At 67.5% G+C, this 13,435-nt stretch carries 11 protein-coding genes; 6 read left to right on the top strand and 5 right to left on the bottom strand.

Annotated features, from left to right (window positions below; genetic code table 11):
* Window positions 1–2: 2 nt before the first annotated feature.
* Window positions 3–2,360, top strand: coding sequence for a DNA internalization-related competence protein ComEC/Rec2 (locus ACSUZJ_RS15015; RefSeq protein WP_499409431.1), 2,358 nt, complete (start codon window positions 3–5; stop codon window positions 2,358–2,360).
* On the opposite strand, the gene ACSUZJ_RS15010 is transcribed toward ACSUZJ_RS15015, so the two are convergent.
* Both ACSUZJ_RS15010 and ACSUZJ_RS15005 read right to left on the bottom strand, forming a co-directional pair.
* Window positions 2,357–3,877 carry an ATP-binding protein gene (locus ACSUZJ_RS15010; RefSeq protein WP_499409429.1) on the bottom strand — a complete coding sequence of 507 codons (1,521 nt, stop codon included), beginning with the start codon at window positions 3,875–3,877 and terminating at the stop codon, window positions 2,357–2,359. The two genes, ACSUZJ_RS15015 and ACSUZJ_RS15010, sit on opposite strands and share 4 nt — an antisense overlap.
* An 8-nt stretch (window positions 3,878–3,885) precedes the next feature.
* Window positions 3,886–4,575 carry a response regulator gene (locus tag ACSUZJ_RS15005; protein ID WP_499409427.1) on the bottom strand — a complete coding sequence of 230 codons (690 nt, stop codon included), beginning with the start codon at window positions 4,573–4,575 and terminating at the stop codon, window positions 3,886–3,888.
* Window positions 4,576–4,752: 177 nt separating this feature from the next.
* Between ACSUZJ_RS15005 and ACSUZJ_RS15000 the strand changes: the two genes are divergently transcribed.
* From ACSUZJ_RS15000 to ACSUZJ_RS14980, 5 genes are all read left to right on the top strand, one after another.
* Window positions 4,753–5,265: a Spy/CpxP family protein refolding chaperone gene (locus tag ACSUZJ_RS15000; protein WP_499409425.1), complete on the top strand. Its 513-nt coding sequence runs from the start codon at window positions 4,753–4,755 to the stop codon at window positions 5,263–5,265.
* Between the two features lie 16 nt (window positions 5,266–5,281).
* Window positions 5,282–6,157, top strand: coding sequence for a dioxygenase family protein (locus tag ACSUZJ_RS14995; RefSeq protein WP_499409423.1), 876 nt, complete (start codon window positions 5,282–5,284; stop codon window positions 6,155–6,157).
* Window positions 6,158–6,226: 69 nt separating this feature from the next.
* Entirely contained in the window at window positions 6,227–7,072 is an 846-nt protein-coding gene (locus ACSUZJ_RS14990) for an alpha/beta fold hydrolase (RefSeq protein ID WP_499409421.1), read from the top strand.
* 35 nt (window positions 7,073–7,107) lie between these two features.
* Window positions 7,108–7,674, top strand: a complete 567-nt coding sequence (dcd, locus tag ACSUZJ_RS14985) for a dCTP deaminase (RefSeq protein ID WP_499409420.1) — start codon at window positions 7,108–7,110, stop codon at window positions 7,672–7,674.
* A gap of 54 nt (window positions 7,675–7,728) precedes the next feature.
* Window positions 7,729–8,391 carry a cation efflux transmembrane domain-containing protein gene (locus ACSUZJ_RS14980; RefSeq protein WP_499409419.1) on the top strand — a complete coding sequence of 221 codons (663 nt, stop codon included), beginning with the start codon at window positions 7,729–7,731 and terminating at the stop codon, window positions 8,389–8,391.
* Window positions 8,392–8,600: 209 nt separating this feature from the next.
* Here the strand turns inward: ACSUZJ_RS14980 and ACSUZJ_RS14975 are convergent, their stop codons facing one another.
* From ACSUZJ_RS14975 to ACSUZJ_RS14965, 3 genes are all read right to left on the bottom strand, one after another.
* Window positions 8,601–10,856, bottom strand: coding sequence for an Orn/Lys/Arg family decarboxylase (locus ACSUZJ_RS14975; RefSeq protein ID WP_499409418.1), 2,256 nt, complete (start codon window positions 10,854–10,856; stop codon window positions 8,601–8,603).
* 215 nt (window positions 10,857–11,071) lie between these two features.
* Window positions 11,072–11,557 carry a dihydrofolate reductase gene (locus ACSUZJ_RS14970; protein WP_499409417.1) on the bottom strand — a complete coding sequence of 162 codons (486 nt, stop codon included), beginning with the start codon at window positions 11,555–11,557 and terminating at the stop codon, window positions 11,072–11,074.
* A gap of 144 nt (window positions 11,558–11,701) precedes the next feature.
* A complete protein-coding gene (locus tag ACSUZJ_RS14965; protein WP_499409416.1) occupies window positions 11,702–13,264 on the bottom strand; it encodes an outer membrane protein assembly factor BamB family protein in 1,563 nt (520 codons plus the stop codon).
* Window positions 13,265–13,435: the final 171 nt, after the last annotated feature.

Genomic DNA, 13,435 nt, shown 5'->3' with positions numbered 1-13,435 from the left:
CCATGCGCTGCGCCATCCTCGGCTTCGTCGCAGGCGCAGCCTTCCTCCAGACGCGCCCGGCACTCCCCGATCCCTGGCACCTGCTGGCCTGCGCGCTGGCCGCCCTGGTCCTGCTGCTCGCGCTGCGCGGCGCGACACGGGCCGCGCTGGCAGGCAGCCTGCTCGGCTTCTGCTGGGCCGCCATCCTGGCGCATGCCGCGCTGTCGCAGGAACTTGCGAAAGCCGACGAGGGCCGCGACATCGCGGTCGTCGGCACCATCGCCAGGCTGCCCCACGATTTCGGCGAGGGCGTACGCTTCCAGTTCAAGGTCGAACAAGTCCTCGACGATCCAGCGACGCTGCCGCAAACCCTGGCCCTGTCGTGGTACGGCGGCAGCGAGGGCGTCCAGGTGCGCCCCGGCGAGCGCTGGCGCCTGACCGTGCGCCTGCAGCGTCCCCACGGTAACGCGAACCCGCACGGCTTCGACTACGAAGCCTGGCTGCTGGGGCAGGGCGTGCGTGCCACCGGTTACGTGCGGCCGGGCGGGAGCAATCGGCGCATCGACAGCTTCGTCTTCAGCCCGGTCCACGTCGTCGAGCGCTGCCGCGACCTGCTGCGCGCACGCATCGTCGAAGCACTCAGCGGCAAGCCGTATGCCGGCGTGATCGTGGCCCTGGTGATCGGCGACCAGCGCGGCATCGAGCAGGCCGACTGGGACGTGTTCAACCGCACCGGCGTCAGCCATCTCGTCGCCATTTCGGGCCTGCACATCACGATGATCGCCGGACTGGCCGCCTGGCTCGCCTCCAGCCTGTGGCGCCGCTCCTTCTTCACGTGCGCACAGCTGCCGCTGATCCTGGCGGCGCAGAAGGTCGCGGCGCTGGCCGGCGCGGCGGCCGCGCTGCTGTACGTGCTGCTGGCCGGCTTCGGGGTGCCCGCGCAGCGCACGCTCTACATGCTGGCGGTGGTGGCCGTCGCCCTGTGGTGCGGTCGCTTGACAGGCGTGTCGCATGTGCTCTGCCTGGCGCTGGGCGTCGTGGTGCTGCTCGACCCCTGGTGCCTGCTGTGGCCGGGCTTCTGGCTGTCGTTCGGCGCGGTGGGCGTGATCCTGTATGCGGGCGCGGGACGTTTCGAGGCCCGGACTGCGGGCTGGCGCGGCGCGCTGCGCCTGGCCGCGCGCACCCAGTATGCGGTCACGCTGGGCCTGGTGCCGTTCACGCTGCTGCTGTTCTCCCAGGTGTCGCTGATCGGGCCGCTCGCGAATGCGGTGGCGATTCCGGTCGTGAGCTTTGCCGTCACGCCGCTGGCGCTGCTGGGCAGCCTGCTGCCGGCGCCGCTCTCCGCTCCCGTCCTGGCGCTTGCCCATCTCGGCGTGGCCTGGCTGGCCGCGGCGCTGGGCTGGCTCGCGACCCTGCCGCTGGCGGTCTGGAGCGCGCCGCAGCCGCCGCCCTGGCTGTTCGTGCTCGCGCTGTTCGGCACTGCCTGGATGCTGGCGCCGCGCGGCTGGCCGGCACCTTGGATAGGCGCGGTGTCATGGCTGCCCCTGTTCACGCTGCTGCCGACGCATCCGCCACCCGGCGAGTTCGCCGTGACCGCTTTCGACGTCGGCCAGGGCATGGCGCTGCTGGTCGAAACGGAAAAGCATCGGCTGCTGTACGACACCGGCCCGCAATACGCGGCGACCCAGAACGGCGCGACCCGCGTGCTGCTGCCTTACCTGCGCGCGCGTGGCGTCAAGCAGCTCGACGGTCTCATCGTCTCGCACAGCGACACCGACCATTCCGGCGGCGCGCCGACCCTGCTCGAGGCGCTGGAGATCGGATGGATGGCCAGTTCGCTCGCGCCTGGCCACCCGGCCGTGCGCAAGGCGGCGGCGCATCGGCGTTGCGAAGCGGGCCAGCGCTGGGAGTGGGACGGCGTGGTCTTCGAGATGCTGCAGCCGACGCCCGCCAGCTACGCGGAGCCGGGGCTGAAGGCGAATGCGCGCAGCTGCACACTGCGCATCTCGGCCAAGGGCCGCGCCATCCTGCTTGCCGCCGACATCGAGGCGGCCCAGGAAGCGGCCCTGCTGCAGGCGGCGCCGGGCAGTCTGCGCGCGGACGTGCTGCTCGCGCCCCACCATGGCAGCGGCACCTCGTCGACGCCGGCCTTCCTGGCGGCGGTGAAACCGTCGATCGGCGTGTTCCAGGTCGGCCACCGTAACCGTTATCGCCACCCCAAAAAGGAGGTGTTCGAGCGCTACGGCCAGCTCGGCATCCGGCGCCTGCGTACCGACGAGTCGGGCGCCATCACCTTCGGATTCGGCGAGAAGATCGCGGTGAGCGAGTACCGGCGCACGCAGCGCCGTTACTGGCACGACGGCTACCGGCAGGACCGCTAGCGCGCCAGCGGCAGCGTGATCGCCACGTGCAGGCCGCCGCCTTCGCGGTTGCGGGCCGTGATGGCGCCGCCGTGGGCCTGCACCACGCGCTCGGCGATCGCCAGCCCGAGCCCGTGGCCGTCGACGTTGTTCCTGGTCGGGTTCGAGCGGTAGAAGGGCTGGAAGATGGTCGGCAGGTCCTGCTCGAGGATGCCCGGGCCGCGGTCCAGCACGTCGACGTGCACGGTGTTCGTATCGGCGCGCAGGCGCAGGTCGACCCTGCCCTGGGCGCCGCCGTGCTTGACCGCGTTGCGCACGACGTTCTCGATCGCGCGCCACAGGAGGTCGGGCGAGCCGCGCACGCACACGGGCGCTTCGCCTTCGATGTCGAGTTCGATGGCGGGGCCGGAAGGTCCGGCTTCGAAGCGGGCGTCGGCGGCGATGCCGTCGACCAGTTCCTGCATGTCGATCGTCTCGTTCTTCGGCAGGTCCGGGTTGGCTTCGAGCCGGGACAGCGCCAGCAGCTCGCCGACCAGCTTGTCCATGCGCACGCCCTCGCGCTCGATGCGCTCCAGGGAGGTCGCGATCTTGTCCGGCTGCTGGTGCGCCAGGCCGATCGCCGCCTGCAGGCGCGCCAGCGGCGAGCGCAGTTCGTGCGAGACGTCGTGCAGCAGGCGGCGCTGGCCATCCATCAGCGCGCGCAGTTGCCCGCTCATGCGGTCGAAGTCGCGTCCCAGGTCGTTCAGTTCGTCGCCGCCGAGCTTGCCGTCTGCGAAGCGCGGGGCGAGGTCGCCGGCAGCGGCGGCCTCGAAGGCGCTGCGCAGGGCGCGGATCGGACGCGAGAAGTACCAGGCCAGCAGGGCGGCGAACAGCAGGCTGACGATGATGGTGGCGAACAGCGGAATCGGCCGGGTCAGCGGCCAGCCGGGCACGAAGGGACCGCGTGGACCGTCGCCGCGTCCGAACCCCGGGCGCTCGCCGGGACCGTCCGCACCTGGCGGCGCGTCGGCGCGGCGGGGCTGCTGCAGGTCCGGCGCCATCTGCGGGGCGCCGTGTGGCGCAGCGCCAGGCGCCACCTGGGCCGCGGTGAACGTGTCGCCGGCGGCGTTGCGGTAGACGCGCGGCACGAACAGCAGCAGCTGCTGGCCGTCGGGGGCCTTGAGCATGCGCACCGGGCGGTAGGGCCGGTCCGTGCCCAGCTCGCGCCTGGCCTGTTCGCGCATCGCCGCGGTGACTTCGCGCCCGAGCAGTTCGCGCCCGTTGCGGTCGATGGCGTAGATGGAATGCCGGCCTTTCTGGGCGACCATCCCTGAAACCATCTCGCGCAGGGCCGGCATGCCGCCGTACTTCAGCGCGATGGTGGCGGAATCGAGCATGAAGCCGGCCGGCGGTCCGGTCTCGATGACGGTGATCGCGTTCGACAGGCGCGCCTGTTCGCGCAGCCAGAACATGCTGCCGATGCCGACCGCCGCGGCGATCTGGGCCAGCAGGATCGACAGGAAGAATTTCCAGAACAGGCGTCCGCCCGGCAGTCGCATCGCAGGCCTCAGTCGCGGATCAGCTGGTAGCCGAGACGGTAGACCGTCTGCAGCGGCGAACGCCCGTCGTCGAGGGTGCCGAGCTTGTGGCGCAGGCTGCTCAGGTGGACGTCGATGTTGCGGTCGAAGCGCGCCAGCGGTCGCCCCAGGCCCTGCTCGGACAGTTCGTTCTTGCTGACCGGGCGCCCGGCGTGGCGCGCCAGCACTTCGAGCAGGTTGAATTCGGTGCTGGTCAGTTCCAGCGGCTGGTTGTCCCAGGTGGCGCGGCGCTGCTCGGGCAGCATGGTGAGCTTGCCGACCGAGAGCACCACGCCATTGCCCGCGCCCGGCTGGGCTTCCTGGGTGCGGCGCAGGATGGCGCGCACGCGGGCGGTCAGTTCGCGCGGGGTGCAGGGCTTGGTGACGTAGTCGTCGGCGCCCAGCTCCAGGCCGAGGATGCGGTCGGCGTCGTCGCCGCGGCCGGTGAGCATCAGGACCGGGATGCGGCTCTGGGCGCGGATGCGGCGCAGGGTGTCGATGCCGTTCAGGGCCGGCATCATCACATCGAGGATGGCGATGGCGTAGCGCCCGGACAGGGCTTCGCGGGCGCCCGATTCTCCGTCGTGCGCGCAGGCCACGGCGAAGCCTTCCTGCTCGAGGTATTCGGTAAACATGCCGACCAGCTCGGCGTCGTCGTCGATCAACAGTACGTGGTTCATCCGCCGGATGATAGCAGGGGCGCCTGCGGCCGGGCGCGGGCGGTGGGGGCTTTTTACCCAGCTTTACATCCTCGGCTCCGCCTTGCCGGGGACTTACCTGGATTTACGCCGGCTTACCTCGCTTTACATGCGGGCGCACCAGAATGGCCGTCTTGGAAAACGCAACAGGAGATTGACATGCACTTCATCCGCATCGGCGCGGCCGCACTGGTTGCCGCCACCCTGGCAGGTCCCCTGCACGCCGCCCCCGGCTTCGACGAAACGATGGCGGCGCCCCCGGCGCCGGCCGACAGCGACGGACCGGGCCCCGGCCCGGATTTCGGTCCGGACACCGGCCCGCGCCGCCACATGGGCGGCCCCGGCCTGCCTTTCCTGCGCGGGATCGCACTGAGCGAAGCCCAGCAGGACCGCCTGTTCGCGATCATGCACGCCCAGGCGCCGCAGCAGCGCGAGCAGGACAAGGCCGAGCGCAAGGCGATGGAGGCGCTGCGCGCGATGATGGAAGCGGGCCAGTACGACGAGGCGCGCGCTTCCGCCCAGTCGAAGGCCCTGGGCCAGGCGATCGCCGCGCGCGAACTGCTGCGCGTGCGTACCGCCGCCCGGGTCATGGCCCTGCTCACGCCGCAGCAGAAGGAAGCGCTGGCGCGCGAGCCGGAACGCGAACACGGTCCGGGCGCGCCGCGCCGCTGAGAAGAGGGGAGCGATCATGACGCATCACGATCACGACCATGGGCACGAGCACGGCCTGGCCGCCGACATCGAGCGGCTGATGAACGCGGCGGTGAGCCGGCGCCGCAGCCTGCGCTGGCTGTTCGCCGGCGCGGCGGCGGTGCCGCTGGCAGGCTGTGGCGGCGCGGGCGACAGCGGCACGGCCGGGGTGGCAAGCACGGGCTCCGCCAGCACGCCGGGCGCCGGCACGACGACCGGCAGCGCTGCCTGTTCGGTAATCCCCGAGGAGACGGGCGGACCGTATCCGGCCGACGGCACCAACAGCAGCAACGACAAGGTCGTCAACGCGCTGGCCCTGTCGGGCATCGTGCGCAGCGACATCCGCGCCAGCATCGCCGGCGCCGGCGGCGTCGCGGCGGGCGTGCCGCTGACGATCCGGCTGAAGATGGTCGACGTGGCCGCCAGTTGCGCCACCGTTGCCGGCGCCACGGTCTACCTGTGGCACTGCGACCGCGATGGCAACTACTCGATGTATTCGAGCAGCGTCAAGGAAGAAAACTACCTGCGCGGCGTGCAGGCGGCGGACGCCGACGGCTATGTCACCTTCCTGACCATCTTCCCCGGCTGCTACGACGGGCGCATGCCCCACGTGCACTTCGAGGTCTATCCGACCCTGGTGTCCTCGACCAGCGCCGCCAACCGCGTGAAGACCTCGCAGTTCACCTTCCCGCTGGCGACCCTGAACGAGGTCTATACGGCGAACGGCTATGGCGCCAGCGTGCAGAACCTGTCGCGAATCAGCTATGCGACCGACAATGTCTTCAGCGACGGCACCGCGCTGCAGATGGCGAGCATGTCGGGCGATATCGTCAACGGCTATGTCGCCGAGCTGACTGTAGGGGTTTCCCTCTAAACGGAGAACGTACGGGGGCTTGTCACATTACAATCGAAACCTGTTCAGTTTCGTGTATCCCATGCTTTCATGACCAAACCCCTGCTGCATTTCTGCCACGGCAACAGCTTCCCGTCGGGCACCTACCGCCAGATGCTCGACGCGCTCGCTGTCCATTATGAGGTCCACAGCACCGACATGGTCGGGCACGATCCGCGCTATCCCGTCGGCGACGGCTGGAGCGGACTGGTCGATGAGCTGATCGCCCAGCTCGAGCAATACGGCCGGCCGGCGATCCTGGTCGGCCACTCGCTCGGCGGCATGCTCAGCACCATGGCGGCCGAGCGCCGCCCCGAGCTGGCGCAGTGCGTGGTGATGCTCGATTCCCCGGTGGTGGCGGGCTGGCGCGCCTTCCTCTGGCGCCTGGTGAAGCTGCTGGGCAAGGGCTCGAAGTTCTCGCCGGCGCGCTTTTCCGAGCGCCGCCGCAATGTTTGGCCCAGCCGTGAGGCGGCCTACCAGCATTTCATCGCCAAGGACATCTTCGCCGCCTGGGCGCCCGGCGTGCTGGACGACTACCTCGACGTCGGCCTGAAACCGCATCCGGAAGGCGTGCAGCTGCGCTTCGACCGCGCGGTCGAGACCCGCATCTACAATTCGCTGCCCCACCACATGGGCGAGGTGATCCGCCATGACTTCCCGGTGCCGGTCGGTTTCATCGGCGCGAATCGTTCCGAGGAATTGCGCCAGGCCGGGCTCGCGTCCACGCGCAAGCTGGTCGGCGCGAATTTCGTCATGACCGAAGGGAGCCATTTGTATCCGATGGAACACCCGGCGCGCGCGGCGCGACTCACGCATGAGATGATCCGGCGTTTGCTGCCCCACGCTACTGGCCAAAATGGCATGGCAAAGCAGGACCGGAACGGGCTTTTCGCGTAAAATCGCGGGATTTTCCGCATTCCCGAAAGAGCAGCATGGCAATCAAGAGCGATAAATGGATCCGCCGCATGGCGCAGGAAACCGGCATGATCGAACCCTTCGAGCCGGGCCAGATCCGCGAGGCGGACGGCCGCCGCATCATTTCCTACGGCACGTCGTCCTATGGCTACGATATCCGCTGCGCCGACGAGTTCAAGGTCTTTACCAACATCAACAGCACCATTGTCGACCCGAAGAACTTCGACGAGAAGTCCTTCGTGGACGTGAAAAGCGACGTCTGCATCATCCCGCCGAATTCCTTCGCGCTGGCGCGCACCATGGAATACTTCCGCATTCCGCGCAATGTACTGACCGTCTGCCTGGGCAAGTCGACCTATGCGCGCTGCGGCATCATCGTCAACGTGACCCCGTTCGAACCGGAATGGGAAGGCTATGTTACGCTGGAATTCTCGAACACGACCCCGCTGCCGGCCAAGATCTACGCGGGCGAGGGCTGCGCCCAGGTGCTGTTCTTCGAATCGGACGAAGTCTGCGAGACCTCGTACAAGGACCGTGGCGGCAAATACCAGGGCCAGCACGGCGTGACGCTGCCGAAGACCTGATACGGTTTTCGCGGCCTGCCTGCGGAATTTGTATCATATCGGTAAGGTGCAAGGATGGCAGATTGCTGCGGCGGCGGCTGCTCTACCGGTAAACCGCCCGTCGATCCCCGTTACCGGCGCGTGCTCTGGATCGCCCTGGTCGTCAATGCGCTGATGTTCGGCGTCGAACTGGCCGGCGGCTGGGCGACCGGTTCCGTCTCGCTGCTGGCCGATGCGGTCGACTTCTTCGGCGACGCCGCCAACTACGGCATTTCCCTGTTCGTCCTTGGCCTCGCCCCAATCTGGCGCTCGCGCACCGCGCTGGTGAAGGGCGCGAGCATGGGCGCCTATGGTGCGTTCGTGCTCGGCACGGCCCTGTGGCACCTGGCCTCGGGCACCGTGCCGGAAGCCGAGACGATGGGCCTCATCGGCGTCCTCGCCCTGGCGGCCAATGGCCTGGTCGCGGCCCTGCTGTTCGCGTTCAGGAACGGCGACGCCAACATGCGCTCGGTCTGGCTGTGCACGCGCAATGACATGATCGGCAACGTCGCTGTGCTGCTGGCGGCGCTGGGCGTTTGGCAGGCGGGCAGCGGGCTGCCCGACCTGTTCGTGGCCGCCGTCATGGGCTTGCTGGGCCTGAGCGCGGCGCGTAGCGTGATCGCGCATGCGCGGCGAGAATTGAATTCGGGGGCTGCTGCGCCGGTCCCGGCCCCGATCGTTGAATTGAAGCGAAGGTAATCGTAGGGTGGGCACCTGTGCCCACGCGGTCTCATTGCCTGCGTCGTTGCGGTCTTGGAAGCACCCTGATCTTTCGCGTCCTGTTGTTCTGCCGGCGCGTTGCGATTTGCAGCGGCACCATACCGCGTCGACCCAGGCGTCCACCGTGCACACCCCACAAACAAAAAGAGGAGCCGCTGGCTCCTCTTCCCACCTCCGTGGACCGAAGATCAGTCCTGCTTCACGCAATCCACGAAGTAGCCCAGCTTGCCGTTGATCTCGCGCTTGACGAGGCCGTGGACGTCGGTCTCGAAGCCCGGGAACTTCTCGTTGAAGTCGCGCGCGAAGCGCAGGTAGTCGACGATGGTCTTGTTGAAGCGCTCGCCCGGGATCAAGAGCGGGATGCCCGGCGGGTAAGGCGTCAGCAGGATCGCGGTGGTGCGGCCTTCCAGGTCCTCGATGGCAACGCGCTCGATGTCGCGGCGCGCCATCTTCGCAAACGCGTCCGACGGCTTCATCGCCGGGACCATGTCCGACAGGTACATCTCGGTCGTCAGGCGCGCCACGTCGTACTGCTTGTAGAAGGTGTGGATCTGGGTGCACAGGTCGCGCAGGCCGCGGTTTTCGTAGCGCGGGTTGGCGGCGGCGAACTGCGGCATCACCTGCCACATCGGCTTGTTGCGGTCGTAGTCGTCCTTGAACTGCTGGAGAGCGGTAACCAAAGTATTCCAGCGGCCCTTGGTGATGCCGATCGTGAACATGATGAAGAAGGAGTACAGGCCGCACTTCTCGATGATGACGCCGTGCTCGGCCAGGTACTTGGTCACGATCGAGGCCGGGATGCCGGTTTCGCCGAACTGGCCGTCCAGCGACAGGCCCGGGGTCACGATGGTCGACTTGATCGGGTCGAGCATGTTGAAGCCTTCGGCGAGGTTGCCGAAGCCGTGCCAGTCGTCCTCGGCGCGGATCATCCAGTCTTCCTGGGTGCCAATGCCTTCTTCCGAGGTCACGTCCGGACCCCAGACCTTGAACCACCAGTCGTTGCCGAATTCCTCGTCGACCTTCTTCATGGCGCGGCGGAAGTCCAGCGCTTCCAGGATCGATTCCTCGACCAGGGCCGTGCCGCCCGGCGCTTCCATCATGGCCGCGGCGACATCGCAGGAGGCGATGATCGAGTACTGCGGCGAGGTCGAGGTGTGCATCAGGAAGGCTTCGTTGAAGGCGTCCTGGTCGAGCTTGACCGATTCCGATTCGCGCACCAGCACCTGAGAAGCCTGGGACAGGCCGGCCAGCAGCTTGTGCGTCGACTGGGTCGAGAAGATCATCGACTGCTTGGCGCGCGGACGGTCGCGGCCGATCGCGTGCATGTTCTTGTAGAAGTCGTGGAAGGTCGCGTGCGGCAGCCAGGCTTCGTCGAAGTGCAGGGTGTCGATGCGGCCGTCGAGCATCTCGCGCAGCACTTCCACGTTGTACACCACGCCGTCGTAGGTCGACTGGGTGATGGTCAGGATGCGCGGCTTCTTGTCCTTCGCTTCGCGCGCGAACGGGTTGGCCTCGATCTTGCGGGCGATCGATTCGGGCGTGAACTCTTCCAGCGGGATCGGGCCGATGATGCCGAGGTTGTTCCGGGTCGGCATCAGGAACACGGGGATCGCGCCGCACATGATGATCGAGTGCAGGATCGACTTGTGGCAGTTACGGTCGACCACCACGATGTCGCCCGGGGCGACGGTCGAGTGCCAGACCATCTTGTTCGAGGTCGAGGTGCCGTTGGTGACGAAATAGCAGTGGTCGGCGCTGTAGATGCGCGCGGCGTTGCGTTCGGACTTGGCCACCGGGCCGGTGTGGTCCAGCAGCTGGCCCAGTTCCTCGACCGCGTTGCAGACGTCGGCGCGCAGCATGTTCTCGCCGAAGAACTGGTGGAACATCTGGCCGATCGGGCTCTTCAGGAACGCGACGCCGCCCGAGTGGCCCGGGCAGTGCCAGGAGTAGGAGCCATCGTAGGCGTAGTTCACCAGCGCGCGGAAGAAGGGCGGCGCCAGGCTATCCAGGTAGGCTTTCGCTTCGCGGATGATGTGGCGCGCGACGAATTCTGGCGTGTCCTCGAACATGTGGATGAAGCCGTGCAGCTCCTTCAGGATGTCGTTCGGGATGTGGCGCGAGGTGCGGGTCTCGCCGTAAATATAAATCGGGATGTTCGAGTTCTTGTGACGGATCTCCTGCACGAAGGCGCGCAGGCCGGTCAGGGCGAAATCGGTTTCCTCGAGCGAGCCGCCGCCGAATTCCTCGTCGTCGATCGACAGCACGAAGGCCGAGGCGCGCGACTGCTGCTGGGCGAACTGGGACAGGTCGCCGTAGCTGGTCAGGCCGAGCACCTCCATGCCTTCTTTTTCCATCGCCGCTGCAAGCGCGCGAATACCGAGACCGGATGTGTTCTCGGAACGGAAATCTTCGTCAATGATGACGATTGGGAAACGAAATTTCATTGACAGCTCCAATGCGAAGCGCCGTGGGGGCAGCCACGTCCGGTTGACGCGGCCCGCTCACACGGCACCGAAAAAATAAGAAGCGGATTTTCGCAGAAAATCCGCTGTCCGGTGAACATTTTTTTACTAGGGTAACGGGATGCGTTCAGGCATGGCGCACACGAGGATGCAGGGTGGGCACGTCATGGATGCCCCCCGGCATCGATGACCCCGCCCTACGCCTTGCGCTCGTAGGTCACGTAGTCGAAGTCGAAGCCCTGGGCCTCGGAATGGTGGCGCTCGCGCGCGGTCTCCTGCCACACCTGCGGGTCGATCGGCGGGAAGAAAGTGTCGCAGTCAAAAGTGCGTGCGATCTCGGTGACGATCATGCGGTCGGCCAGGTCCAGCGCCGCATTGAAGATCTGGGCGCCGCCGATGATGCTCGCTTCCTCGTCGCCCACCAGGGCAATGGCGGCCTCGAGCGAGGTCACGGCCTCCACGCTGTCGTGGCGCCACTCGCCGTTGCGGGTGACGACGATGTTGCGCCGTCCGGGCAGCGGCCGGCCGATCGAGTCGAAGGTCTTGCGGCCCATGATGATCGGGCGGCCGAGGGTGACGCGCTTGAAGTGGGCCAGGTCTTCGGGCAGGTGCCAGGGAAGCTGGTTGTCGATGCCGATGCCGCCTTGCGCATCGATGGCGACGACCATGGTCAGTTTCGTCATCGGGCCTCCCCCGGGGGCAGGTGGAAAGCAGGTGAGAGCGGGCGCATGCCGGTAATCCTTGTCTGTGGCTGGTGAAAGGCAGATGGTGGCGCCCCCCGGCACCGTCTGTCAAGGCGAGCGTTCACCTGCCGGGTGCGCGCGGGCTTACTGCACGTTAATTGCGTGCAGCACGGTGCCGTCCTTGATGTAGAGTACCCCGTACTCCGACAGCGCCAGCGGACCCGATGCGGGATGCTTCCACACCGTCGCGTGGCTGCCGCGGTCGATGGCATAGGTGCCGGCGGTCGTGCTGACGAAGACGAGATTGTTGGTCACCAGGACATCGCCCGCGAAGCCGGCGCCGTCTTTTGCCGTCCAGGTCCACTGCAGAGCGCCATCGCTTTCGCGGCGCACTTCGAGTGCGCGCGTCCTGTCGTTCAGGGCGAATACCATCTGGTCGGCGAATGCGGCATTTTGCTGATACTGTCCCAGCACCTGCCAGCGCACGCGTTTGGATACGGTATCCATGGCGCCCAGCACGTACACCGAGGCGACGAATACCGTGCCCGGCGAGCCGAGCATCGTCGTAGAGGCCAGCCGCGCACGCGGCCCGTCGACATAGGAAGGAATCTCGAAAGGCGGCAGTACGGCGAGCAGGGCCCCGGTACGGCGGTCGAGCACCTCGACGTTGTTCCTGTAGATGTAGATGTAGTCGGCGTCGGTTGCCGGAGACACCCCTTGCAACCAGGAAGGGAGGTGATAATGGAACTTCATGTCGCCGTTGTCGGCGTTATACGCCCCCCAGCCGCCAAACTCGCCGCTTTCGGTATAGACCAGGTCGCCAATGACGACCGGCGCGCGGAAGCTCGGCCATTGCGAGTAGATCCGTTTGGCAAAGGCCTGTGAGCCGCTCGCCTGGTCGAGGGCATGCAGCGTCGTCTTCTCCTGGTCGCCTGCAACGACATAGACCTTGCCGTTGCCGATGGCCGGCGCACGCACGCCGCGGTACGGCAGGTCCCCGAAGTCGCGCGTCCATCGTATCCGCCCGTCCTCTTCGCCCAGCGCGTACAACATGTAGCCGACGCTCGTGGAGTCCCGGTCGAGGCCGACGCCGACATAGAGTGCGCCGTCCTGGGCGGCGACCTCGGTGAACGTATGCCGCGCGTTATAGTGCGCCTGTTTCGGCGAATAGAAGTCCCAGCGCGGACTGAAGCTGGCGGGTGCGAGCGTGACCGGGACGTGGCCGCTGCGTGCGGCGTTGCCTTGCACGGTGACCCAGCCGGCAGCACCGGTGAGCTTGCGCAGCGGCTTGACGTCGAACTTGTTGAGCAGGCCGTCCGGACCGACTACATTGATCTCGTAAGGCAGCTTGAACGGGGCGCCGGGGAGCTGCTGGGTGCATTGCGCCGTCGTACAAACATTGACCGTGAAGTTGCCGGTATGGCGGCCTGCGGGCGCAGAGGCCAGCGTCGTCAGCTTGACCTCGATGGCGCCGTTGGCGAGCCTGGTCAGCGTCGGTTCGGAGACGAGCGTCGAGCCACCGGAATCGAATCCGACGTAGGCCGCTTCGGTGCCGCCGGTGGTCGGGACAGCGGCAAGCGTTATCGCCGCGGAGTAGCCTGCCACCGCGGTCGCGCGCACGGTTGCCGGGCTGATCGAGAAAGGCGGGGCGGACGGCGCGACCGGCGCTGGTGCAGCGGGCGGCGGCACGACCGGTACGGGTGACACGGGAGGAGGTTCGAGTGGGAGCGGGGCGGTCGGCGCGGGTGCTGGCGCCGCGGGCGGCTGTTGCGCCGCGGGTGGGGGAAGCGCCGGCGCCTGGGCCACCGGGGGCGCGGCAGACGTACCGGAATCGCCACCACCACCACCGCAGGCGGCGAGAAGGGATGCAAGTCCAGC

Origin of the sequence: Telluria sp. B2, assembly GCF_051789535.1 — a bacterium.
In the GTDB taxonomy this organism is placed as follows: Bacteria; Pseudomonadota; Gammaproteobacteria; order Burkholderiales; family Burkholderiaceae_D; genus Telluria.
The sequence above is the reverse complement of the archived record's forward strand: the minus strand, read 5'-3'. Positions and strand labels throughout refer to the sequence as shown.

Excerpts from the sequence above, each read along its gene's own strand:
- ACSUZJ_RS15015 (WP_499409431.1), top strand. The coding sequence starts at position 3 with ATGCGCTGCGCCATCCTCGGCTTCGTCGCAGGCGCAGCCTTCCTCCAG.
- ACSUZJ_RS15010 (WP_499409429.1), bottom strand. The coding sequence starts at position 3,877 with ATGCGACTGCCGGGCGGACGCCTGTTCTGGAAATTCTTCCTGTCGATC.
- ACSUZJ_RS15005 (WP_499409427.1), bottom strand. The coding sequence starts at position 4,575 with ATGAACCACGTACTGTTGATCGACGACGACGCCGAGCTGGTCGGCATG.
- ACSUZJ_RS15000 (WP_499409425.1), top strand. The coding sequence starts at position 4,753 with ATGCACTTCATCCGCATCGGCGCGGCCGCACTGGTTGCCGCCACCCTG.
- ACSUZJ_RS14995 (WP_499409423.1), top strand. The coding sequence starts at position 5,282 with ATGACGCATCACGATCACGACCATGGGCACGAGCACGGCCTGGCCGCC.
- ACSUZJ_RS14990 (WP_499409421.1), top strand. The coding sequence starts at position 6,227 with ATGACCAAACCCCTGCTGCATTTCTGCCACGGCAACAGCTTCCCGTCG.
- dcd (WP_499409420.1), top strand. The coding sequence starts at position 7,108 with ATGGCAATCAAGAGCGATAAATGGATCCGCCGCATGGCGCAGGAAACC.
- ACSUZJ_RS14980 (WP_499409419.1), top strand. The coding sequence starts at position 7,729 with ATGGCAGATTGCTGCGGCGGCGGCTGCTCTACCGGTAAACCGCCCGTC.
- ACSUZJ_RS14975 (WP_499409418.1), bottom strand. The coding sequence starts at position 10,856 with ATGAAATTTCGTTTCCCAATCGTCATCATTGACGAAGATTTCCGTTCC.
- ACSUZJ_RS14970 (WP_499409417.1), bottom strand. The coding sequence starts at position 11,557 with ATGACGAAACTGACCATGGTCGTCGCCATCGATGCGCAAGGCGGCATC.